This window comes from Pedobacter folensis (assembly GCF_056490665.1).
In genome coordinates this window covers 383,423-407,575 of the sequence record NZ_JBWJIF010000002.1, presented here as the reverse complement: position 1 = coordinate 407,575, position 24,153 = coordinate 383,423, and the positions used below count along the sequence as shown (strand labels likewise).

Below are 24,153 nucleotides of genomic sequence, written 5' to 3'. Positions count from 1 at the left end.
TCTAGTTGTGTTTAGGGTTTTTGTTTACTTCTTCTTTATGTTATATCCCACCTCTGTTTTTTCTGGTATCAGGTTATTGAGCGAACAAAGCATATTTAAGAAAGAGTCAATGTCATCGCGTCCGAATTCATATTGTCCTGTAAATACTTTTTTGTTTAACTGACCTGCAGAATATTTTATTTTAATGTTCAATTTCGTTTCAAGTGCATCAAAAACGCCAGCTAGAGATTCGTTATCGAAAATAATGGCGTTTTCGGTAACAATAGCCTTATTCTGATCTAAAGTTTCCAGTTTCTTAGCTGGCAGGATATTAACCTCTTTCACATTTGCAGCATAGGTTTGCATATTCACCGTAAATACTTTTCCCGGTAATAAATACACTGTTTTAACACCTGCTGCCAGCAATTTATGTTGAGCCTTAACCACCACCTTTCCTTCAATCAATCTCACTTTAGTGTAGAGCCCCTTTTTAAAGGCTGTTATTTTAAAAACTGTACCTAAAGCAGTAGTAGCCAGGTTATTGGCAAAAACTGTAAAAGGTTTGGTCTTATCTTTATGTACCCTGAATAATGCCTGTCCGATTAAAACCACATCTCTTTTTCCCTGATCAAACGGAAAATAACTCACCTCACTGTTTGGATCTAGTTCAACAATAGTTCCATCCGGAAGCGTGTGCATCTGTTTTACCTGAGAGGTATTGGTCACAAACTTAGCAACCCTTGCAGGTACCCTCGCTTTAGTTAAAGCAGCAACATTAGAGGTAGAAACCTGATTACTGTTAAATTTATAAACCACCAATCCGATGGTAGCAATCAATGCGATTGAGGCGGCATAAGCTAAATAACGCAACCGGCTTCTCTTCATTTCTTTAGTATCGTGGATATGATCTAATACATTTACATAAATCCGGTCTGATACTTCGCCATCAACTTTTTCTTTCGGTTCAAAATGCTCCCATTCCTCGCTGTTTAAATAAATTTCGCGGTTGTCTCCATCAGCTAAAAATTTACTTACCATGCGGGCTTCCTCGGCAGTACACTGGCCGGCAAAAAACTTCTCAACAAGCTTTTGGTTGATTTGCATAACTACATTACGTTTTTGAAAGCACTTTACCCCTATAGGGCTGAAATTATTTTATATAATTTCTGAAAACAGCTTTTTGTGGCCAAAAAAGGCAATAATTATTTATTAATAATGGCCGACATGATGATGGCCAAAGAAATAATAGAAGAAAATGCAGCTCTTAGCTGTTTTAATGCCTGTGATATGTGATTTTCGACCGTTTTAGGAGAAATAGAAAGCATTTCTGCAATTTCTTTATAAGAATAACCCTCTACCTTACTTAATTTGAATACTTTTTTTCTAACGGGTGCCATTTGCTCGATCGCCTGCTCCAATGCATGATGCACTTCTGGCTGATCAACTTCTGTCCGCAAAGCATAATCATTTTCTACTACAGTCAAATGTTTTTTGCCAACCGCCTCCTTTCTAAGCTGATCGATAAGGATCGTACCCGCAATGCGGAAAATCTGTGCCGATAAGCTATACTCCATGGAAAGATTTTCTCTCTTTTCCCAAAGTTTGATAAAAGTAAGCTGCACCACCTCTTCGGCCATGTAAACTGAACCTGTTTTTTTCAGTACATAAGCGTAAAGTTTTTGGTTGAACAAACGGTAAACTGTTTGAAAAGTTTGTAAGCAACCCGACGCTAAATCAACAACATAGTCCATTAATAGGGATTCCTGAGAAAATATAAAGGGTGATTTTACTAGTTATTCGGAGCGGATGATAGGCCAAAGATATTTTTTCATGAAATAAGAATCAACCCATTGTTAAGTTTTTCACGCATTTTAATGAAAAAAATAGCTTCTCATCACTAATCAAACGTTTGTCTTATTTTTACCTTTTTCATCATTTTATAAGAATTTCGATTAAAAACCTGCAAATAATTAAAATTGATAACCAATTTGTAATAAACACGTTATCCTAATATCAGATTTCTTTCAATTGATTAGAACTATTTTTACATTTACGGTGATATGGTGAGCAATAACTACAGTGATTTATTACGGAAGATAGATGAGTTTATCCGCAAATTTTACCTGAATAAAATTTTGCGTGGCAGTATTTATGCTGCAGCCATACTTTTAGGGTTGTATCTCCTGGTTTTCCTGAGCCTGTATTACCTCAATCCAACTGCTGGTTTTAAAACCTTTGTATTTTTTGCCTATCTCCTCATTGGTATCCTACTGGTTGGCTTTTTAATCATCAAACCCTTGCTTTCCATGCTCAAACTGGGCAAACACCTTACCTTCGACGAAGCATCGGTTATCATTGGAAATCACTTTGCCGATATTAAGGATAAATTATTGAATACCTTACAACTTCATCATTTATCCGAAAATCACCCTGAAAACAACCACCTTATTCTCGCCAGTATCGATCAAAAGATCCTGGAGCTTAAACCTGTCCCCTTTTACACGGCCATTAGCATTAACGATAACCGGAAATATTTAAAATATCTTTTTGTTCCCCTTTCAATCATTCTGCTAATTGCCATTATTGCGCCGACTATTTTACGCGAGGGTACGAACAGTTTCTTTAAGTACGATGAGTACATTGCACCTAAAGCCCCGTTCAGCTTTACGGTTTTAAATAAAAGCTTAACAGTTACACAAGGCGATGATTTAACCTTAAACGTAAAACTGGCCGGCGACGAACTCCCTGCCGAAATTTACGTTGAAGACGGAAAAAACACCTATAAACTTGAAAAAGAGAACATCACGAAGTTTCATTACAGCATCAAAAATATACAGAGCGATAAAAAACTGGTTTTTAAAGGTGGCGGCTTTAGTTCAGCGGCGTTTACAGTTTCCGTTAAACCACGTCCCGAGCTGCTCAATGCAACCGCAACTTTAAATTACCCCGCTTACCTGGGCAAAAAACAAGAGTTGATTGCCAATGTTGGCGATATGCTCCTGCCCGAAGGCACCAAAGTAACCTGGAATTTTAAAACCGGACAAAGCAGTTCCCTTCTGTTTGTTTTAAATGGAACCGAAAATATTTTAAAAGTTGAGGATAATGAATCCGCCTTTAATGCCACCATCCGGAACAATTCAAAATACAGCATTAGCCCTAAAAATCAATACGTTACCATCAGAGATTCGCTTTCACACCAAATTACGGTAGTTAAAGATCAGGCTCCGGAGATCATCGTAGAAGAAAAGCCCGATTCAGTTAGTAATAAAGCCTTATATTTTAGCGGACAAGTAACGGATGATTACGGTTTTAGCCGCTTAAGTTTTAAATACAATATCAAAGAAAATAACCGCATTGTCGGTACGGTCACCAAAAATATTGCCATTAAAAGCAATGCGACCGAAAATACCTTTTTCTATTTCTGGGATTTAAAAACAGCATCAGCCAGGCCGGGTCAGGAAATTGAATATTATTTTGAAGTAGCCGATAATGATGGTGTAAATGGCGCAAAAATTACCCGATCGGAAATTAAAACCTTTAAACAACCCACCAAAAAAGAAACCGCCGAACAGGTTAATGCCAGTAACCAGGCATTAAAACAAAAAATGCAATCGGCCATACGTTTAGCCAATACCATCGAAAAAGAAAGTAAAAAAGTGGCCGAAAGCCTGATCGATAAAAAACAGATTTCTTTCGAAGATAAAAAACAGATTGAAGCCCTTTTAGACAAACAAAAGCAACTTGATGAGGCCGTTAAGGAAATTAAAGAGCAGAACGATAAAAATATTCAGCAACAGGAAGACCAAAAGCAAACGGAAGAGCTTTTAGAAAAACAGAAACAGATTAAGGATCTGTTTGATAATGTGCTGGATGAGAAAACAAAAGAACTTTTGAAGAAGCTGCAAAACCTGATGAATGAGAAAAATAAAGACCAAACGCAAAACGAACTTTCGAAGATGCAATTGGACAATAAAACCCTCAAAAACGAACTCGACCGGATTTTAGAACTCTATAAACAATTAGAATTTGAACAAAATCTCCAAACGGATATAGACCGTTTAAATGAACTGGCTAAAGAACAAAAGCAACTTGCTGAGCAAACCAAAGATAAAAAGCAGGATAACGAATCGTTAAAGCAAAAACAGGAGGCGCTTAACAAAGAGATGAAAGATTTGAAAGACGATTTAAAAAAACTGGAAGAAAAAAATCAATCGCTTGAAAGGCCAAATCCCTTCGAAAATCCTGAGAAAGATGTTCAGGATATACAAAAAGAACAACAAGACAGTAAAGATGCTTTAGATAAAAAGGATTCGAAAAATGCAAGCCAGAAACAGCAAAAAGCGGCTGAGCAAATGGAGAAATTATCAAAAAAAATGAGCGATATGCAGCAGCAGGGCGAAGAGATGGAAAATAACTTAAACGCTAAAGAGTTGCGCCAGTTACTGGAAAACTTGTTAACTACCTCTTTCGATCAGGAAAAAGTTATGCTTGCCTTAAAGAAAATGACTGCTGCCGATCCATCCTATACCAGTAATGTCCAGAAACAACGTAGCATTAAAGATAACCTTAAAACCATTGCCGATAGCTTGTACAGTTTAAGCAAACGGGTTCCACAGATAGAATCGACGGTAAATGAGGAAATGAACAAGATTAATTTCAACCTGGATAAAAGTTTAGAAAGTTTGGGCGATAGAAGAACTCCCGAAGCCAACCGTTTTCAGCAGTTTACCATGACTTCTATCAATAATTTAACCCTGATGTTGAGCGAGGCCTTAAGTCAGCTGCAAAATATGCAGAAAAACGGTAAAGGCGGCAGTGGAAAGAAACAAAAACTAGGCATGAAACAGCTTTCGCAGCTGCAGGATCAACTGAATAAAAGCATGCAGAAAGCCCGCGAACAGATGCAAAAACAGGGCGGCAATCAAGGCACGGTAGGGAAAGGACAAATGAGCCAGGAGTTTGGTAAAATGGCTCAGCAGCAGCAAATGATCCGTCAGGCTTTAGAAAAAATTAACCGTGAAGAAAATAAAGATGGTACAGGTAAAATGGGCAACCTAAACGAAGCCATTAAAGAAATGAAACAAACCGAGAGCGATCTGGTTAACAAACGTTTACAGCAGGAAACCTTAAACAGACAGAAAGAACTATTAACCAAACTACTAGAAGCCGAAAAAGCAGAACGCGACCAGGAAGAGGATTCCAAACGTGAAAGTAAAGCTGCCAAAGAGTTTCCGCCATCTTATCAAAAAATGGTCGATCAGTATAAAAAACAACAACAAAACGGCAACGATATGTTGCAGAAACTGCCGCCAAGTTTAAATTACTACTATAAAAATAAGATTGCTGAGTATTTAAAATCGTTGAATATGGTTCGATAATGTTAAAGGAGTTGCATCACCATGACCTGTAGCGCAGCGGAAAGCTTACGGAGTAACCCGAGCTTTAAGCGAGCTCACCGAAGGTAATTTATTTCAGGATCTTTGTCCAAAAGATGATGAAACAAGTTCAGCATGACGACTGTCGGAATATTTCTTAAATTTGCAGCCATAAACACCACAATATGCCTGCAATATCCCTTTTCACAGAATCAGTTAGCTATAATCTTCCTCAGAAACTTAAGGTGAAGAAATGGATTAAAGCAACCATCGAAAAAGAAGGTTTTAAATTGCAGGAGCTTAATTTTATCTTCTGTAGCGACGAATACCTGTTGGGCATTAACCAACAATATTTAAACCACGATACCTACACAGATATCATTACTTTCGATAATTCTGAAGAAGAAAAACAGATTGTAAGCGATATTTTTATCAGCATTGAGCGTGTTAAAGAAAACGCCAAAACCTTTAAAACACTTGAATTTGATGAGGTTTGCCGCATTATGATCCATGGTACCCTTCATTTATTGGGTTACAAAGACAAAGGAAAAGTAGCTAAAACCCTTATGACTCAAAAAGAAGATGAATACCTGGGTTACAGAGCTGAGGCTGGCTTAGTTTAAATTATTATTTTCTTCTACTTGGTGCCACATTAGGGTTGATTTAATTTCTCTTTTTTCGATTTTTTCTAATACGATCATTATGCTGAACTTGTTTTACAAGTAGAAGTAGTATTTTCAATTGTCTTGTAGCTACTACATGGTCAGCATTGCTCATACGATCAAGACCCTAAAATAAGTTCAGGGTGACGGTGACTAATACAAAATAAAAAACAATTACTCCCTTCCCTATTTTTTTTATGGCGTTCGTCTAAAAGTTATGGGCGTTCGTCGACTATTAGGCTATACTGGTATAATACATCAGAAACCGCTGCAACTTTTACGGCCTGTTGCAGTCTTATATTAAAAGCAACAATAAAAAAAGATGAAGAGTTGAGTTTTCAAACCTGTTTTCTAGTCATCATACAAGATAAAGTTTAGTTTTAGTTAATGATTGAAGCAGCGGTGGAGCGAGTCCGACCGCTGTTTTCTTTTATATCCCCTTACGACCGCATGCGATATAAATCCATACTTTCCAGATAGATAAAATCATCAATAACAGGCCATTTTTAGCCTGATACAGATTGCTTTACAATTTGATTATGCCGTTCCAAATATTTTATACTTACTTTTGCACTAATTTTCCTTTATAAATCCGAAATACAAAAAAATTGAGCACACTAATTGCGGCAGAAGGCTTAGGGCATGGTTATCATGACGAATGGCTATTTAAAAATTTAACCTTGGGTATTAACTCTGGTCAGCGCGTGGCGTTGGTTGGAATTAATGGTGCAGGTAAGAGTACACTTTTGAAATTATTGGCAGAAAGGTTCCCTCCGCTCGAAGGTAAAATTGTAAAAAATAAAGCTGTTAAAATCGGTTTCCTCGATCAGGAGCCTCAATTTACGGAGGGTTTTTCTATTAGCGACCATATATTCTCGCTGGAGAATAAACAACAACAGCTGATTAAGGAATATGAGGAGTTAATTGAAGATCCAAACCCGGATGAGAAAACACTTAACCGTTTATATGAGGAATTAAGTGAGCATAACGCCTGGGAATATGAACATGAGATCAAGACCATTTTAAACAGAATGGGTATTACTCATCTTCAGCAGAAAATATCAACGTTATCTGGTGGGCAAAAGAAACGTTTGGCTTTGGCTAAACTCTTAATTGAGGATCCAGAAATTTTGGTGCTCGACGAGCCAACCAACCATTTGGATATTGATACGATTGAATGGCTGGAGAAATTATTAACTACCGGACAAAAAACAATTTTACTCGTTACCCACGATAGGTACTTTTTAGATAATGTTTGCAATACCATTGTAGAGTTAGACAGGGGAAAAATATTTAACTATAATGGAAATTATGCTTACTTCTTAGAAAAGAAAAGCGAAAGAGAGGCTTTAGACGCGACGGTTTTACACAAGAACCAACAGCTATTAAAGAAAGAATTAGAGTGGATGAGGCGTATGCCACAAGCCCGAGCGACGAAATCTAACGCAAGAATTAATGCTTTTTACGATTTAGAGGAAAAAACTAAGAAAAAGACTGATAATCAGAGTATTAACCTCCAAATGAAGATGTCTCGTCAAGGCGGGAAGATTATTGAGCTGGAACATGTTCAAAAAGCATTTGACGGGCGTCCGATCATCAATGATTTTAGTTACACCTTTAAAAAAGGTGATCGCATTGGCCTGGCCGGAAAAAACGGAACTGGAAAATCTACGCTATTAAATATTATTACCAGTCAATTGAAACCGGACAATGGTAAAGTTGATACTGGAGAAACAACCGTATTTGGCTATTATAAACAAGGTGGTTTAACTTTCGACCCGAAGGAAAGAGTAATTGATATTGTAAAGTCTGATGCCGAATATATCAAGATGGCCGACGGCTCAGTAATTACCGCTTCTGCCCTATTAACCTTATTTCTCTTCCCACCGAAGAAGCAACATGGCATGGTAGAGAAATTAAGCGGTGGTGAAAAGAAGCGTTTGAACCTGATGAAGGTCTTGATGCAAAATCCAAATTTTTTGATTTTGGATGAGCCCACCAACGATCTTGACATCGACACCTTAAATGTTCTTGAAGAATTTTTAGAGAATTTCCCAGGCATTTTAATGCTGGTTTCACACGACAGATACCTACTCGATAAAATGAGTGATCAGCTATTTATCATGGAGGGTGAAGGCGTCGTTAAAATTTACAATGGTAATTATTCCGAGTATCGTTTGAGTTTAGAACAACCAAAAGTTAAAACTGAAACCAAGAAAAGCCCTGCTCCTGTTGTAGAACAAGCACCAGTGAAAGCAGTAAAAAAATTGAGTTTCAAAGAACAAAAAGAATTAGAAGATAGCGAAAAAGGCATCGCAGAAATGGAAAATAAAATAGCTTCGCTTAACGAAAGCCTTGTAAAAATTGATGCGGCCGACTATGTAAAGATTCAAGAAGTTTCCGCAGAAATAGAATCGCTTCAGGCCAAGCTCGACGAATTCACCATGCGTTGGCTTGAACTTTCAGAATAACAAAAGCGCAATTCAAAGATGTTTTCCGCGTTATGTTTCACGTGGAACATCAACAAATCGTGATGCTAAAAATAAACTCAGCATCTCGTAATATTAAAATAAAAACCAATTGTTTCACGTGGAACAATTAAAGAAATATAAAATAAAATGTTTTCAAAATACGATTTGATTGTTGTTGGTGCTGGTCACGCGGGCTGTGAAGCTGCTGCTGCCGCTGCCAATTTAGGGTCATCTGTTTTATTAATCACAATGAATATGGGCACCATTGCCCAGATGAGTTGTAACCCTGCCATGGGTGGTGTAGCCAAAGGACAGATTGTTCGCGAGGTGGATGCAATGGGTGGTTACTCAGGCATTATCTCTGATAAATCGACTATTCAGTTTAGAATGCTCAATAAATCAAAGGGTCCTGCAATGTGGAGCCCAAGAGCACAAATTGATAGAATGCGCTTTGCTGAAGAGTGGCGTTTAGCATTAGAGAGAACACCTAATCTTGATATATGGCAGGATAGCGTGGTAGGCCTATTAGTAAAAGATAATACGGTATACGGCGTTAAGACTTCTTTAGGTATAGAGATAGAAAGTACAGCAGTAGTCTTGACTAACGGTACATTTCTAAATGGCGTAATGCACATCGGAGAAAAGAAATTTGGAGGTGGTAGAACCGCAGAAAGAGCTTCAACCGGAATTACCGAACAGCTGGTGGAATTGGGTATGGAAGCGGGCCGAATGAAAACTGGTACTCCCCCACGCGTGGATGGAAGAAGTTTGGATTATACCAAAATGGAAGAACAATGGGGTGATGAAAACCCAGGTAAATTCTCCTACACAGATACTGAAGTTTCAACCGATCAACGTTGTTGCTGGATCACTTATACCAATGGGGATGTTCACGAAACTTTAAAAGAAGGTTTCGAAAAATCGCCTATGTTTACCGGAAGAATTAAAGGTTTAGGACCGAGATACTGCCCATCTATCGAAGATAAAATTAACCGTTTTGCAGAGCGTGACAGACACCAGATTTTTGTTGAACCTGAAGGATGGAATACCTGCGAAATTTATGTAAATGGATTTTCAACTTCACTTCCGGAAGATGTACAATTTAAAGCCTTGAGATTAATACCAGGTTTTGAGCAGGCAAAAATGTTCAGGCCGGGTTATGCCATCGAGTACGATTTCTTCCCACCTACCCAATTGTCTTTAACATTAGAAACTAAATTGATCAGCAATTTATTTTTAGCAGGACAAATTAACGGAACTACAGGATACGAAGAAGCGGCTTGTCAAGGTTTCATGGCCGGCATAAATGCACATCAAAAAATCACGGATAAACATGAACTGATCATGAAAAGATCTGACAGTTATATTGGTGTTTTAATTGATGACCTGGTGACTAAAGGAACGGAAGAACCTTATCGTATGTTTACCTCCAGAGCCGAACACCGTTTATTATTGAGACAAGATAATGCCGATATCCGCCTATCTCCTATCGGTCATGAATTGGGTTTAATTTCTGACGAGCGTTTAGAAAAGGTAAATCAGAAAATTGCAAATGCTGATGCTTTAGTTAAGTTCACCAGAAACCAGGGAATCGAAATGAGTGATGCCAATCCAATGCTCGAAAGTTTAGGATCGAGTGTTTTAAATCAAAATGTAAAAATACACAGTCTGGTTGGAAGACCTCATGTTGGATTACCCGATTTAATTAAGGTAAGCAAACCTCTTGCTGAAGCTACAAAAGATTTAAACAACGAAACGATTGAGCAGGCAGAAATCAAAATTAAATATGAAAGTTATTTTGAAAAGGAAAATGAGATTGTAGCCAAGATGTTGAAGATGGAAGACAAAGAAATTAAAACAGATTTCGATTACAATAAAATTGTTTCCATTTCAAAAGAAGCGCGTGAAAAATTATTTAAGATCAAACCACGTACTTTAGGTCAGGCTTCACGAATTTCAGGCGTTTCACCTTCAGATATATCGGTTTTAATGGTTTATATTAATAAGTAATTGATTATCAATACTTTAACTATTTTAGAACAGACTCAAAATAAAGCGATATAAGCTAAAAAAAAGATTTTTTAATGTTACGGTTCCAAAAAGTATAAAAATTCGTCAGAACGTTTAAAATATGCCAAATTTAAAAGCTCAGTATTTTAACCTTAAAAATTTAGCGGTTGTGGTAACCATGCTCCTATTTTTTGGTTGTGCAAGTATCCAAACGCCTCAGGGCGGACCAAAAGATACCAAGCCACCAAAAGTTTTAAGCATGACTCCAAAAAATCAAACCAGAAATTTTAATGCTAAAAAAATAGTAATCGAGTTTGATGAATATTTTAATCTTAAGGATGAGTTTAAAGAATTTTCTATTTCGCCCGATCAGGAAAAACTTCCGGAATTAAAAAAGAGACAAAAGAGATTAGAAATTAATCTTAAAGATACTTTAGAAAAAAATACAACTTATACGTTAAACTTCGGAAAATCTGTTGCCGATGTGAACGAAGGAAATGTTGTTAAAAATTTATCCTATGTTTTTTCTACCGGACCCGAAATAGATTCGCTATCATTAAGTGGTAAAGTAATTAATTCGTTAACCGATGAACCCGAGAAAGAAGTTACCGTATTTATTTTGCCTTTGGAAAGAGATACCATTTTCGGGAAAAAACGTCCTTCAATTTATACCACCACTGACAGTGCCGGAACGTACAAATTGAATAACTTAAGGAAAGGCACTTATAAAGTATATGCGGTTAAAGAAAGTAGCGGAGGAGGCGATAAAATATACCAGCAGCTTTCAGATGAAGTTGGATTTATAAAGGAACCCATTGTAATAGATAAAAATATTGAGAATATAGATCTGCAGATATTTAAAGAGTTAGCACCAGAATTCCGCGTATTAGACCGAAAATTAAATAATGATGGAAGTATATCAATCAGTTTAAATCAGCAGCTTAAAAGTCCTAAAATAACCATTACAGACCCGCCAGCTGTAGATGTAGGTAAGTTTGTCCATTTTTCAAAAAATAATGATACTGCCAAAATCTGGCTAAAGGATTTAAGTTTCGATTCGGTTAAAGTTGCCATACAAGATCAGGGTAAGGTTTTACAGACTTTAAACTTTACCAGGGGTAAAAAAGACACTTATACACGCGATGTAGCGATCTCAGATAATTTATTAGGTGGTAAATTAAATCCTTTCCAGCAGTTAACCCTAACCTTTCCTTTTCCGATGACTGCTGCAGATCCATCTAAGATCACGCTTTTAGAAGATTCTGTAAAACGAACAACTTTTGAGGTGGTAAAAGACAGTGTAGATTTTCTTAAATATTACATCAAATACCCCTGGAAAAATAAAAGAACTTATGATTTAAAATTAGCTGCAGGTGCCTTTACAGCTATATTTAACGCTAAAAACAAAGATGTAACCAAACGTTTTTCATTAGAAAGCGCGGATGCTTATACCACCCTGGTATTAAATGTAACTGTTCCGGATACTTCGAAAAGGTATGTTGTTCAGTTTTTAAATGAAAAAAAAGACATTATAAAATCTTTTCCGGTAAGCAAAAATTCGAAAGTTACTTTTTCTAAATATCCTGCCGGCAAATATATGCTCAGGGTAATTTATGATGAAAATAAAAACGGAATCTGGGATACCGGAAATGTTAAGGAAGGATATCAGCCCGAAAAAGTCTGGTATTTAAAAGCTTTAATGGATTTAAAACCGAATTGGGAACGCGAAGATCCATTGGCGATACCTGCACCACCTAAAAGTGATTAAAATTATAGATATCGTCATGCTGAATTTATTTCAGCATCTTTCTAGCATGATAGACCCTGAAATGAATTCAGGGTGACGACTCTTAATAATTTGACTTAGTCGAAATGAGTAATTTAACTAGTAAACCAACCCGAATACATAATATAATTATCAGGCAATTTATTCAATAAAGCCCTTTGCTCCTCAGTAATGGGCTTTATTTTTTTAGCTGGTGTACCCGCGTATAAATAACCTGTTTCGCAAACAGTATTCTCTAGTACCACAGATCCCGCTGCAATGATACAATACTCCTCTATCACCGCATGATCCATTACAATTGCACCCATACCGATTAAAACATTATCCTGGACGGTACAACCATGTACTATTGCATTATGCCCTACAGATACCCGGTTACCGATGTGTGTAGATGCTTTTAAATAGGTAGCATGAATTACAGCACCGTCTTGTATGTTCGATTCATTTCCGATTGTAATGGCATTTACATCGCCTCTAATCACGGCATTAAACCACACTGAACATTTATCACCGATTATTACATCACCAACAATGGTGGCGTTTTCAGCAATAAAATTATCTTTTCCTATTTCAGGGTATTTATCTTTTACGGGTAGTATTAAAGGCATAACATTATTTTACGTCACCCTGAATTTATTTCAGGGTCTTTTTAAGTATTATATATGTGATATTTAGATGCTGAACTAAATTCAGCATGACGATTCTACATTAAAAAACGGTATCTACTAATTCTTTTGCATGCTCAGGATAATCAGTAGTATAATGTAGTCCCCTGCTCTCTTTCCGTTGCATTGCAGATTTAATCACCAGATAAGCGGTTTGAATTACATTACGCAATTCGCAAAGTTTAACCGAAACCTTATTCTTTTTATAAAATTCTTCTGTTTCCTGATAGATTAAAAACAAGCGGCGATGTGCCCGCTCTAAACGAAAATCAGAACGTACAATACCTACATAATCGCCCATTATTTTTTGTAGCTCCCTAAGGTTATGTGTTACCAATACATCTTCATTGCTTTGCGTAACACCTTTCGAATCCCATTCAGGAATGTTCTCGGGGATGATATTATTTTTAAAGTTTTCTATCGCATCCTGATAAATACGGTGTGCAAAAACGGTAGCTTCCAGTAAAGAATTGGATGCCAAACGATTAGCACCATGTAAACCAGTTGAAGAACATTCTCCACAGGCATATAAATTTTTGATCGAAGAACGGCCATATTCGTCAACCAGAATGCCACCACACATATAATGAGAAGCAGGTGTAACCGGGATATAATCTTTCGTCATATCTATCCCTATTGATAAACACTTGGCATATATATTAGGAAAGTGTTTCAGAATATCTGCTTTCTTACGCATGGTAATATCCAGGTAAACAAAGTCATCACCCGATTTCTTCATTTCATTATCTACCGCACGGGCTACAATATCACGTGGTGCTAACGATTTACGCTCATCATATTCATGCATAAACTCTTCACCATTTTTACGCCTTAAAACGCCACCAAAACCCCTAACTGCTTCCGAAATTAAGAAGGATGGATACTCACCGGGATGGTATAAGGCTGTTGGATGGAACTGAATAAACTCCATATTTCTCACTTTTCCTTTAGCGCGATAAACCATTGCCATCCCATCACCTGTTGCAATAACCGGATTTGTTGTCGCCGAATACACATGTCCGGCACCACCCGAAGCCATCACAGTCACATTTGCCACAATCTTTTCCACATCGTTAAGCTCTGTGTTAAAGGCATATATGCCATAACAGTTAATATCTTCGGTACGTTTATCCACAAACTCACCCAGGTGATGCTGGGTAATTAACTCCAGTGCGAAGTAATGTGTTAATATCTCTATGTTGTTATTCTCATGAATTTCATTTAGCAACACCCGTTCAATCTCGTATCCGGTGATATCTTTATAGTGTAAAACACGGTGTTCAGAGTGTCCTCCCTCCTTAGCTAAATCATAGAAACCAGCGTTATCTTTATCGAAGTTTATACCATAATCAATGATCTCCTGAATACGCTGAGGCCCCTCTTTTACAACGATTTCCACAATTTTTTCATCACATAATCCATCGCCGGCAATCAAGGTATCATCAATATGTTTCTCAAAAGAATCACCTTTATCTACCACAACTGCAACACCGCCCTGAGCGTATTTTGTATTCGATTCGTCTTCGTTCGATTTAGTAACAATTAAAACCTTACCAAACTTTGCCGCTTTAAGCGCGAAACTCAAACCCGCTATACCTGAACCAATTACCAGAAAATCTACTTTTCTCATTAATAAAAACATTTACTTTATCCACGATGTTAACAACTAGTTGATAAATGTTAACTCTGTGTCTAAATTATCCTAACAAATAAATTTGAATGTTTAAAGCTACTCTAAAAAGACAATTTGCCACAATCTTTTAAGTAATTTTTGAGCACCTTTGTACAAGTAATTAACTTTTTACCCACTTATAAACAATTAACATTCGGGTATTGATAAAAATTAAGCGACTTTTCGATAGTGCTGAAAATCAAACTCATGATATTATAGAAATGTAATCTAAATGTTAGTAAACGATTAACAACTTATATAAAAGAACTTTTTTTTGAAACTTGTCAACAATACTAACACACTAATAAACAAACAAGATTTATTTATTTAAAAATACTTATTAATTATTGAGACGTTGAAAGCTTTATCTTTGGCCAACGTCAAAATTCAAAAAAGGAAAATTTTAAAATGAACATAGATGTCTTAGAAGAAATCAACAAAAAAGGTTTCGCAGAAGAAGAAATTGATCCTACACTCGATCTTTTTGCGGAGATTGAGAAATTAAAAAAGGAAAAGAATGCCATCATTCTTGCACATTATTACCAAGAACCTGACATTCAGGATATTGCAGATTATATTGGCGATAGTTTAGGCTTATCTCAGGAAGCTGCAAAAACGGATGCTGATGTAATTGTGTTTGCAGGTGTGCATTTTATGGCCGAAACAGCAAAGATTTTATCACCGAATAAAACGGTTTTATTACCAGATGTAAAAGCAGGATGCTCATTAGCAGATAGTTGTCCGCCGCATTTGTTTAGAAAGTTTAAAGAAAAATATCCAGATCACCTGGTGATCACTTATGTAAACTGCACGGCCGAATTAAAAGCTTTAAGTGATATTGTTTGTACCAGTACCAATGCGGTTCAAATTGTAGAGAGTTTACCTAAAGATCAAAAAATAATATTCGGCCCCGACCGGAATTTAGGTGCTTACGTGGCCAAGAAAACTGGTCGCGATCTGGTATTGTGGAATGGTGCCTGTATGGTACACGAAATTTTTTCACAGGAGAAAATTACCAAGCTGAAAGAACGCCATCCGAATGCTAAGTTTATTGCCCACCCGGAATGTGAAGAAGTGGTTTTGAAAATGGCTGATTATATTGGTTCAACAACCGGACTTTTAAAATATACCATTACCAATCCGGCAACAGAATTCATTGTAGCTACCGAAAGTGGAATTATCCACCAGATGGAAAAGGCAAATCCAACAAAAACATTTATTCCGGCACCGCCAAATAACAGCTGTGCCTGTAACGATTGCCCTTACATGAAAAGAAATACTTTAGAAAAACTATATTTATGTATTAAAAATGGTTTGCCAGAAGTTACTGTACCTGAGCATATTATCGAGCAGGCACGTAAACCGATTCAAAGAATGCTGGATATTTCGGCAGAATTGGGTTTGTAAAAATTACCAAACCTTACAGGTTTCAAAAACCTGTAAGGTTTATTGAAATATTTATGGAAAAAAACAACATCCTTAAAAATTATTCAGGCTTATTATGGCTTTTGGCAGGTATAACTGTTGGAAGTATTGTGGGTTTAATTTTCGGGAAAAGTGTAGAGAGTATAAAACCATTAGGTGATATATTTTTAAACCTGTTGTTTACTGCCGTTATTCCATTGGTATTTTTTGCAGTTTCGTCGGCAATTGCCAATATAGATCGGACAAAGAAATTAGGAAGATTATTAACCATTATGGTTTTGGTTTTTCTTTCTACCATACTCATTTCTGCGGTTTTAACACTGGTTGCCACATGGATTTTTCCAATTCACCAACAATTGGGAAATACGCCTTTACCAACTGAACCAGAAAAAATACAGTCGTTTGGGGAACAAATGACCCAACTTTTAACCGTAGGTGAATTTTTTGAGATTGGAAGTAGAAAAAATATGCTGGCGCTGATTATTTTTTCAGTATTAGTGGGTTTTTCTACACTGTATTCCGGGAAAGAGGGCGATGGCTTTAAAAACTTCCTGGTTTCGGGCAATGAAGTGATGAAAAAACTCATCATTTTAATTATGAAACTGGGACCAATTGGTTTGGGTGCTTATTTTGCCTATCAGGTTGGGGTTTTTGGGCCACAGCTTTTTGGAACTTATGCTAAAGCTTTAGGTTTATATTACGGAGTAGGCGCATTTTATTTTATCGTCTTTTTCACCTTATATGCTTTTGTAGCAGGTGGGTTTAAAGCGATAAAAGTATTTTGGAAAAATAATATTGTCCCGTCTTTAACTTCTATCGGAACCTGTAGCAGTATTGCCACGATTCCGGCGAATTTAGATGGTGCCCGAAAAATGGGCGTGCCCGATTACATTACCAATGTAACGATTCCCTTAGGTTCAACCTTGCATAAGGATGGTTCGAGTATCAGTTCTATTGTTAAAATCGCGGTTGTTTTTGCCATTTTTGGTAAGGATTTAGTTCATGTTGATACCATTATTTTGGCCTTGGGCATCACCGTTTTAGTTAGTATTGTTGAGGGCGGAATACCAAATGGGGGCTATATTGGCGAATTATTAATGATTTCGGCTTACCAATTACCACCCGAAGCTTTACCACCGGCTATGATTATTGGAACATTGGTTGATCCGATGGCGACTTTATTAAACGCTACGGGTGATAATGTGGCTGCGATGTTAATTGCCAGGTTTACCGAAGGTAAAAATTGGATGGAGAGTAAATAAAATAGATAAATCCGTCATGCTGAATTTAGTTCAGCATCTTATTAGTAAGGCTCTGAAACAAGTTCAGCGTGACGATAATTGTAATATAATTTATGTTTGAGAATAAAGAGCGTACAGATATTAATGAATTAGGTGAGTTTGGGTTAATTAAACACCTGACTACTAATTTTAAAATTAAAAACGATTATTCGGTAAAAGGGGTTGGCGACGATGCTGCTGTTTTAGATGCTAAAGGAAAGCAAACCTTAATTTCGACTGATTTATTGCTGGAAGGAATCCACTTTGATTTGGCTTATGTGCCTTTAATGCACTTGGGTTACAAGGCTGTTCAGGTAAATTTGAGTGATATTTATGCCATGAACGGAAAAGCAAGTCAGATTACAGTTTCGCTGGGTTTGTCGAGTAAATTTCCCTTAGAAGCAGTTGAAGAAATTTACAAAGGAATTGAACTGGCCTGCAACAAATACAACATCGATTTAATTGGTGGAGATACTTCATCAAGCAAGCAAGGTTTAGTAATTAGTATTACCAGTATTGGTTATGCCGATGCCGATAAAGTAGTGTACAGAAATGGTGCTCAGGAACATGATTTATTGTGTGTTTCTGGCGATTTGGGCGGTGCTTATTTAGGCTTGCAAATTTTAGAAAGAGAGAAATTAATCTATCTGGAAAATCCACAAATCCAGCCAGATTTAGAAGGTAAAGATTACATCATCGAAAGACAATTGAAACCAGAAGCAAGGATGGATATCGTTGCACTTTTAGATGAAATGAATATAAAACCCACTTCGATGATTGATGTTTCGGATGGTTTAGCTTCCGAAATTTTGCATTTGGCAGAACAATCAGATAAAGGAATAACCATTTATGAAGAGAAAATCCCTTTAGACCCAATGACTTATGAAACCGCCCGCGAGTTAGGTTTAGACCCGACAGTTTGTGCTTTAAGTGGTGGCGAAGATTATGAGTTATTGTTTACCATCAGTCAGGAAGATTATAAAAAACTGAAACATGATGTAGACATCACCGTGATTGGCCATGTTACCGATAAAAATTCGGGCTGTAAAATGGTTTCAAAATCAGAAAAAGTACATGAGTTGAAAGCCCAGGGATGGAATGCTTTTAATAAGTAAATATTATATATTCGTCATTGCGAGAAGGCCTTTTTAGCCGACGAAGCAATCTTTATCACTAAAAAGATTGCTTCGTCATTCTTCCTCGCAATGACGGTTTTTTTCTTTGAATTCAAAAAAGACTAAAGTATTCACTGAAAAAGAGAAAATTTTAAAAAAAATCGTTTACAGTGTCTCACAAAAAATCACTAACTTTACAAGTTTTTGTAATCACTTTTTAAGTAATCACTTTTCTAAAAATCGGGGGGCTTCGCCTCAAAATTTTAAAAACCGCTTTAAAAACTAATCCTCATTGGCATCCAGATATTTTGTATCAATCTGTTTGGTGGTTTTTGCCCCAAGTTTTTTAATCTTTTCAGAAGTATTTGTTAAATTTCCGGCGCCGACTGATAATTTATTAATGGCTTTATCATAGGCATCCTGTCCATTTTTGATGTGTTTACCAATGTTTTCCATGTCAGCAACAAAGCCTACAAATTTATCGTACATGCTGCCGCTTAAACGGGCAATTTCCATTACATTCCGGTTTTGGCGTTCCTGTTTCCACATGCTGGCAATGGTACGCAAGGTGGCTAATAAGGTTGATGGACTCACGATTACTACCCTTCTATCCCATGCGAAATTGAATAGTTCGGCATCTTTTTGTACGGCAATACTGAAAGAAGATTCGATCGGAACAAACAGCAAAACAAAATCCGGAGAATTGATCTTATATAAATCCTGGTAATTTTTAGAAGAGAGCTCTAATATGTGATTCTTGATTGAGGCTAAATGGGCTTTTATAAAGCCATCACGCTCTTCATCCGTCTCTGCAGATACAGAACGCTCATAAGCAACCAGCGATACCTTAGCATCAACTACAAGATGTTTGTTGTCTGGAAGATCTATCACCACGTCGGGCTGGTAGCGACCGCCTTCGGCGGATACATGCGAGGCTTGAATGCGGTATTCCTGATCGCGCACTAAACCGGAGCGTTCTAAAACTTTTTCTAAAATTACCTCTCCCCAGTTGCCTTGTTTTTTGCTATCTCCTTTTAATGCTTTGGTTAAATTATTGGCATCTTCCTGGATCTGTTTGCTTTGGTCCATTAATAAAGAGATTACACCTTTTAAAGTATTTCTTTCATCAGATTCGGCTTTGTACACCTTTTCTACCTTATCTTCAAAAGCTTTAATGTTTTCTTTCAAAGGATTTAAAATAATATCCAGATTGGTACGGTTCTGCTCAATAAATTTGCTCGATTTTTCCTCCAGGATTTTATTGGCAATTAATTCAAAGTCTTTGTTCAGTTTTTCTTGCGACTGCTCATAACTTAGCTTTTGTTCGGCAAGTTTTTCTTTTTCGGCGACATAGAAAGATCGGGTGCTTTCGAGTTCACGGTTGGCATCTGCAAGCCGATCGCGTTCAGCCTGTAATTCATCAATCAATCGCTGCTGCTCCTGCTTAAGCAAAATCGTAATGTGTTCTTTTTCAACCGATAAATTAGAAACACGCTCGTCGGCTTTGGCTAAACTAATTTTTAACGATTCATTTTCACTTTTTATTCTTTCGAAATCTTCTACCGAGATAATAGAAATCGCAGCCTGTGGTTTCTTTAAGAATAAAAGTACCAAAACAATTAAAATAACGATTAGTAAAGCAATACCGGCGATCTCCATAATGATAAAAATTTTAGCAAAAATGAATATTTAAAATAGATATACCAAAAATTTTTAGTTATAGTAAAAGGGGTATAACGAAAAAAAATTTCTATAATTGAACATTAGTATATTATAAATGAATGCATTAACAGTCCTCATATCCTGCCCCGATCAAGTTGGTTTAGTTACAAATATTACCCGCGTGCTGGCTGCACATCAATTGAATATTATTGCAATGCGCGAGTTTGTAGATGAAGCCAATAAATCTTTTTTTACCCGTATTGCCTGTACCGGAAATTTAGAGAATGCAGATAAATTAAGAGAAAAACTTTTAGAAAACTTGCCCAATGCTGCCGAGGTAAATTTAATTACCCAGCAGGAAAAACAGATTGCTGTTTTGGTCACTAAAGAGTACCATTGTTTAGCCGAGATACTGATTAAAAATCAGTTTAAAACTTTAGGGGCCAATGTTAGGTGTGTAATTGGTAATTATGAAAGCCTGAGGGATTTTACTGAAAAATTGGGTATTCCCTATTTTTACGTCGATCATACGAATAAAGATAAAAGTGCATTTGAAGCTGAAGTAAAAGAAATTATCAACCGGTTCGGGGTAGATTATTTGGTGCTGGCCAAATTTATGCGAATTCTATCCGCTGATTTTGTAAAAGATTATGCAGGTAAAATCATCAATATCCATCATTCGTTTTTGCCCGCTTTTATAGGTGCCAATCCCTACCGTCAGGCTTTTGAACGTGGTGTAAAAATTATTGGTGCTACTGCCCATTTTGTTACCGATAACCTGGACGAAGGACCGATTATTACCCAACATACCAATCATGTAGATCATAATTTTGGGGTGAAAGAAATGGTTCGTGCAGGCAAAGAAATAGAGAAAAAAGTATTGTTAGAAGCCCTGGAACTTATTTTTGAAGACCGCGTTTTTGTGAGTGGGAACAAGACGATTGTGTTTAAGTAAGCGCTTGGCGTTATTGCAATTTTTGAATTGGTATAAATAAATTTCTATATTTAAGTACACACAAATAACTTGATAATGAAATATTTATTCATCCTACTATTGCTATGCGCCATCGGCGCCAAAGCCCAGAATGGGTTAACATTCGACAAACGTTTACTGGAGTGTGAAAATAAGTGGATCGCTATGTCTCTTGATAGTGAAAGCACTTATGCCTACGGTTTTGTATATCTGGATTATTCGGCAGGACTTACCTTTGATTGCTATGGATCATTCACAATTGATAGTGGTATATACAAGCCTAAAACAGTGGATAATCAGAGAAGTAGGATTCAGCCAACCGAAGTTAAAGTAGCTATTATTCCAGCTGAAAGATTAAAAGAATTGGCCGTTGAAGAATTTCCCACTAAGTATAAAAACTATGCTGGAAATAGCAATACGAATTACCGTTACATCAAATTTATTCAAATATATAACAGTTGGAAAGAGTACAATGTGGCTTCCAAATATGTATTGGCGTTATCAGAAACAGAACGTGGTGCTCCAAGTTATATAGAACAAGATCCAATTGATAAAAATAAAAAAATCCGTAAAACATTTGAAATAACCACGGCTAACTTTGGCAATTATGCAAAAAAAGCAGAAGCCTATAAGAAGGATATTTTTATGTTTACACAGGCAAATAAAATGGAAGATGCCGAACAGACCTATTTGCACGCATTAATATATTGTAGTGATGAAGCATTTAAAGCAGATATGGCATACAATATCATGTACCAGTATTATAAAAATGCAAACAGAGAAAAATTCGATTTTTGGTGTAAAGAAATAAACAGATGGATTATACCTCAGGATATTTATAGAGATAAAATAAAAATGATGGAGGGTAAATTATAGCTTACCATTTATTCAGGAGAAGGTGGCTACATCATCTCCTGTTTGCGATCAAAATGCAATACCCTCCGCATTTTCCATCGGCTTCACAAGCTGTTTTGTATGTAAATAAATTTCTATATTTAAGTACACACAAATGACTTGAAAAATGAAATATTTATTCATCCTGCTATTGCTATGCGCCGTCGGCGCCAAAGCCCAGAATGGGCTAAAGTTCAACAAACTGCTAATCGATTGCGAAAACAAATGGATCGCCATATCGCTCGATGATGGTGCCCCCTACACATTTGGTTATGTTTACCTGGATAATTCTGCAGGACTTAGCTTTAAACAGAAAGGGACGTTTACCATCGAAAATGATGTTTATCTGCCAAAACATACCGATGAAGTAAAGAGTAGAATTGAACCAACTGAGATGAAAGTTTCAATTATTCCTGCTAAAAGACTTGCTGAGCTTAAAGTAGAGGAATCGCCAGGCGAGCTGGAATATATAGGTAAAAATAATAGTAGAGACCGTTATGGTAAACTGGCACAAACCTACAAAAAATGGAAGAGGTATAAATTAGCAGATAAGTTCGAGAATTTAGCAAGTGGTACCTATACTCACTTTTATTTTGATGGTGGAGATTTTGTTACTGAAACGGTCTCAAGTCCCCAAAAAACGCGTAAAATAAAAGCCTTTAACGGCAATTATACCGATAGCTATAAACAGGAAATTTTTTGGCTCACACAGGCCAAAAAAATGAGGGAGGCGCAGCTTACCTACATCGATGCGATAAGGAATTGCGATGATGAAACGGCTAAAGCCGATATGGCTTATAATATTGCTTACCAGTATTACATCATGGCTGATGCGAAAAAGTTTAATATTTGGAGCAACGAGGTAAAAAGGTGGATCGTTAAGGATAATAACTATTTAGGTAAAATGGAAAAAATGCAGGCCATGCTTAAAAAGTAATTATTCAGCTGCTTAATGGCAGATGATGCAGATTTTAATTATAGCTTACCATGTATTCAGGAGAAGCCTGGCCACATCTTCTCCTGTTTGCGAACCAATGGCTATGCCCATTCCGTTGCAGCGCGTAGCACAAAAGATATTGGGCTTAACCTCTTTTATGAGTGGTTCCAGAATTTTTCCAAAGGCCATAATACCACTCCAGCGATAATCGATTTCATAATTAACTTTAGGGAGGATTACATTTTTCAATAAATCTTCCAGTGCCAGCTGAACCTGTTCAGTTTGACCAAACTCGGTTGTTTCTTCGGCTTTAAAATCAATATTTCGTCCACCACCTAATAAAATCCTATTATTTATGTTTCTGAAATAGTAATAACCGCTATCGTAATGGAAGGTACCTGCTATTTTTAACGCTTTAATGGGTTTGGTAATTAAAACCTGGCCACGGCCCGGATAAATATCAATATCAGGTAATAAATCTTTTATAAATGCATTTGTGGTGACCACCAGTTGCTTACAAAAAAAGGGTCCATTTTTGGTTATTAGTCGCGAACCGGATATTTCGGAATGAACTTCTTCTACCGTACAGTTATTAAACAGGCTAACACCGAGTTTTTGTGCGTATTGAATCAAGGCAAACATCATTTTACCACTATCAATCTGTGCTTCGTATTGGTTTTCGATTAAAGTGCTGATGCCTTCAAAACCAAAGGCACTAATTTTCTTATTGGCAAGGCCAAAAGCATCTTCGCCAATAACATCGTTAATGAGACGATTAAAATGTTCAATTTTGGATACACATGTGTCGGCCAAAAAAATGTCATCCTTTTTAAATAATTCATAGCCGCCTAAACATTGGTAATCAATGGTTTTATCACCCAACAAACTCCGCAGTTTAAGCAGGCCTTTCCAGCGTTTTTCTATAAGTAATGCGAGGCCATCCAAGCCAGCACTTTCTTCTTGCTCAATCAGTTCAGAAATGCTACCGAAGCATGCAAAACCCGCATTTTTGGTGCTGGCACCACTTGGTAAAAAGCCCCTTTCCAGTATGGCTATTTTTAAAGTCGGCGCTGTTTTTTTAAGTTGGATGGCCGCATTTAATCCCACAATTCCGCTGCCGATAATGATGATATCGTAAGTAAAAAACGACTCCTTTTCCCAATATGAAAACGCTGTTGGCATAGTATAAATGTAGCATTTTTTAACACTCAAATAATATGGGAACGCTTTTTGATATATGCTAAGCG

At 36.8% G+C, this 24,153-nt stretch carries 17 protein-coding genes; 11 read left to right on the top strand and 6 right to left on the bottom strand.

Annotated features, from left to right (window positions below; translation table 11 throughout):
- Window positions 1-24 precede the first annotated feature (24 nt).
- Window positions 25-1,083 (bottom strand): FecR family protein, encoded by a 1,059-nt coding sequence (locus AC04QZ_RS10355; RefSeq protein ID WP_478357706.1) that lies wholly within the window; start codon window positions 1,081-1,083, stop codon window positions 25-27.
- A 98-nt stretch (window positions 1,084-1,181) separates the two neighbouring features.
- On the bottom strand, window positions 1,182-1,730 hold the full coding sequence (locus AC04QZ_RS10350) for a sigma-70 family RNA polymerase sigma factor (protein WP_478357705.1): 549 nt from the start codon (window positions 1,728-1,730) through the stop codon (window positions 1,182-1,184).
- Between the two features lie 309 nt (window positions 1,731-2,039).
- Here AC04QZ_RS10350 and AC04QZ_RS10345 point away from each other — a divergent pair, with 309 nt between their 5' ends.
- The 5 genes from AC04QZ_RS10345 (at window position 2,040) to AC04QZ_RS10325 (ending at window position 12,265) form a co-directional block, all read left to right on the top strand.
- Complete coding sequence (locus tag AC04QZ_RS10345) at window positions 2,040-5,357, top strand: DUF4175 family protein (RefSeq protein ID WP_478357704.1); 3,318 nt, start codon at window positions 2,040-2,042, stop codon at window positions 5,355-5,357.
- A 182-nt stretch (window positions 5,358-5,539) separates the two neighbouring features.
- On the top strand, window positions 5,540-5,977 hold the full coding sequence (ybeY, locus tag AC04QZ_RS10340; RefSeq protein WP_478357703.1) for an rRNA maturation RNase YbeY: 438 nt from the start codon (window positions 5,540-5,542) through the stop codon (window positions 5,975-5,977).
- A 647-nt stretch (window positions 5,978-6,624) separates the two neighbouring features.
- On the top strand, window positions 6,625-8,487 hold the full coding sequence (locus AC04QZ_RS10335) for an ABC-F family ATP-binding cassette domain-containing protein (RefSeq protein WP_478357702.1): 1,863 nt from the start codon (window positions 6,625-6,627) through the stop codon (window positions 8,485-8,487).
- A gap of 147 nt (window positions 8,488-8,634) precedes the next feature.
- Complete coding sequence (gene mnmG, locus AC04QZ_RS10330) at window positions 8,635-10,497, top strand: tRNA uridine-5-carboxymethylaminomethyl(34) synthesis enzyme MnmG (RefSeq protein ID WP_478357701.1); 1,863 nt, start codon at window positions 8,635-8,637, stop codon at window positions 10,495-10,497.
- A 121-nt stretch (window positions 10,498-10,618) separates the two neighbouring features.
- Window positions 10,619-12,265 (top strand): Ig-like domain-containing protein, encoded by a 1,647-nt coding sequence (locus AC04QZ_RS10325; RefSeq protein ID WP_478357700.1) that lies wholly within the window; start codon window positions 10,619-10,621, stop codon window positions 12,263-12,265.
- 113 nt (window positions 12,266-12,378) lie between these two features.
- On the opposite strand, the gene AC04QZ_RS10320 is transcribed toward AC04QZ_RS10325, so the two are convergent.
- Entirely contained in the window at window positions 12,379-12,891 is a 513-nt protein-coding gene (locus AC04QZ_RS10320; protein ID WP_478357699.1) for a gamma carbonic anhydrase family protein, read from the bottom strand.
- A 100-nt stretch (window positions 12,892-12,991) separates the two neighbouring features.
- A complete protein-coding gene (nadB, locus tag AC04QZ_RS10315; protein ID WP_478357698.1) occupies window positions 12,992-14,578 on the bottom strand; it encodes an L-aspartate oxidase in 1,587 nt (528 codons plus the stop codon).
- Between the two features lie 450 nt (window positions 14,579-15,028).
- On the opposite strand from nadB, the gene nadA reads away from it, so the two are divergent.
- From nadA to thiL, 3 genes are all read left to right on the top strand, one after another.
- Complete coding sequence (gene nadA, locus AC04QZ_RS10310) at window positions 15,029-16,027, top strand: quinolinate synthase NadA (protein WP_138819280.1); 999 nt, start codon at window positions 15,029-15,031, stop codon at window positions 16,025-16,027.
- Window positions 16,028-16,080: 53 nt separating this feature from the next.
- Complete coding sequence (locus tag AC04QZ_RS10305; protein WP_478357697.1) at window positions 16,081-17,307, top strand: dicarboxylate/amino acid:cation symporter; 1,227 nt, start codon at window positions 16,081-16,083, stop codon at window positions 17,305-17,307.
- A 92-nt stretch (window positions 17,308-17,399) separates the two neighbouring features.
- Complete coding sequence (gene thiL / locus AC04QZ_RS10300) at window positions 17,400-18,440, top strand: thiamine-phosphate kinase (RefSeq protein ID WP_086548472.1); 1,041 nt, start codon at window positions 17,400-17,402, stop codon at window positions 18,438-18,440.
- A 282-nt stretch (window positions 18,441-18,722) separates the two neighbouring features.
- On the opposite strand, the gene AC04QZ_RS10295 is transcribed toward thiL, so the two are convergent.
- Window positions 18,723-20,099 (bottom strand): DNA recombination protein RmuC, encoded by a 1,377-nt coding sequence (locus AC04QZ_RS10295; RefSeq protein ID WP_478357696.1) that lies wholly within the window; start codon window positions 20,097-20,099, stop codon window positions 18,723-18,725.
- Between the two features lie 118 nt (window positions 20,100-20,217).
- Here AC04QZ_RS10295 and purU point away from each other — a divergent pair, with 118 nt between their 5' ends.
- The 3 genes from purU to AC04QZ_RS10280 all read left to right on the top strand — a co-directional run bounded on the left by purU (window position 20,218) and on the right by AC04QZ_RS10280 (window position 22,906).
- Entirely contained in the window at window positions 20,218-21,057 is an 840-nt protein-coding gene (gene purU / locus AC04QZ_RS10290) for a formyltetrahydrofolate deformylase (RefSeq protein WP_478357695.1), read from the top strand.
- Between the two features lie 75 nt (window positions 21,058-21,132).
- The gene (locus tag AC04QZ_RS10285; RefSeq protein ID WP_478357694.1) at window positions 21,133-21,951 is read left to right on the top strand and encodes a hypothetical protein; all 819 of its coding nucleotides are present in this window, start codon (window positions 21,133-21,135) and stop codon (window positions 21,949-21,951) included.
- Window positions 21,952-22,096: 145 nt separating this feature from the next.
- Window positions 22,097-22,906: a hypothetical protein gene (locus AC04QZ_RS10280; protein ID WP_478357693.1), complete on the top strand. Its 810-nt coding sequence runs from the start codon at window positions 22,097-22,099 to the stop codon at window positions 22,904-22,906.
- Between the two features lie 45 nt (window positions 22,907-22,951).
- On the opposite strand, the gene AC04QZ_RS10275 is transcribed toward AC04QZ_RS10280, so the two are convergent.
- The gene (locus AC04QZ_RS10275; protein ID WP_478357692.1) at window positions 22,952-24,088 is read right to left on the bottom strand and encodes an NAD(P)/FAD-dependent oxidoreductase; all 1,137 of its coding nucleotides are present in this window, start codon (window positions 24,086-24,088) and stop codon (window positions 22,952-22,954) included.
- Between the last annotated feature and the right edge of the window lie 65 nt (window positions 24,089-24,153).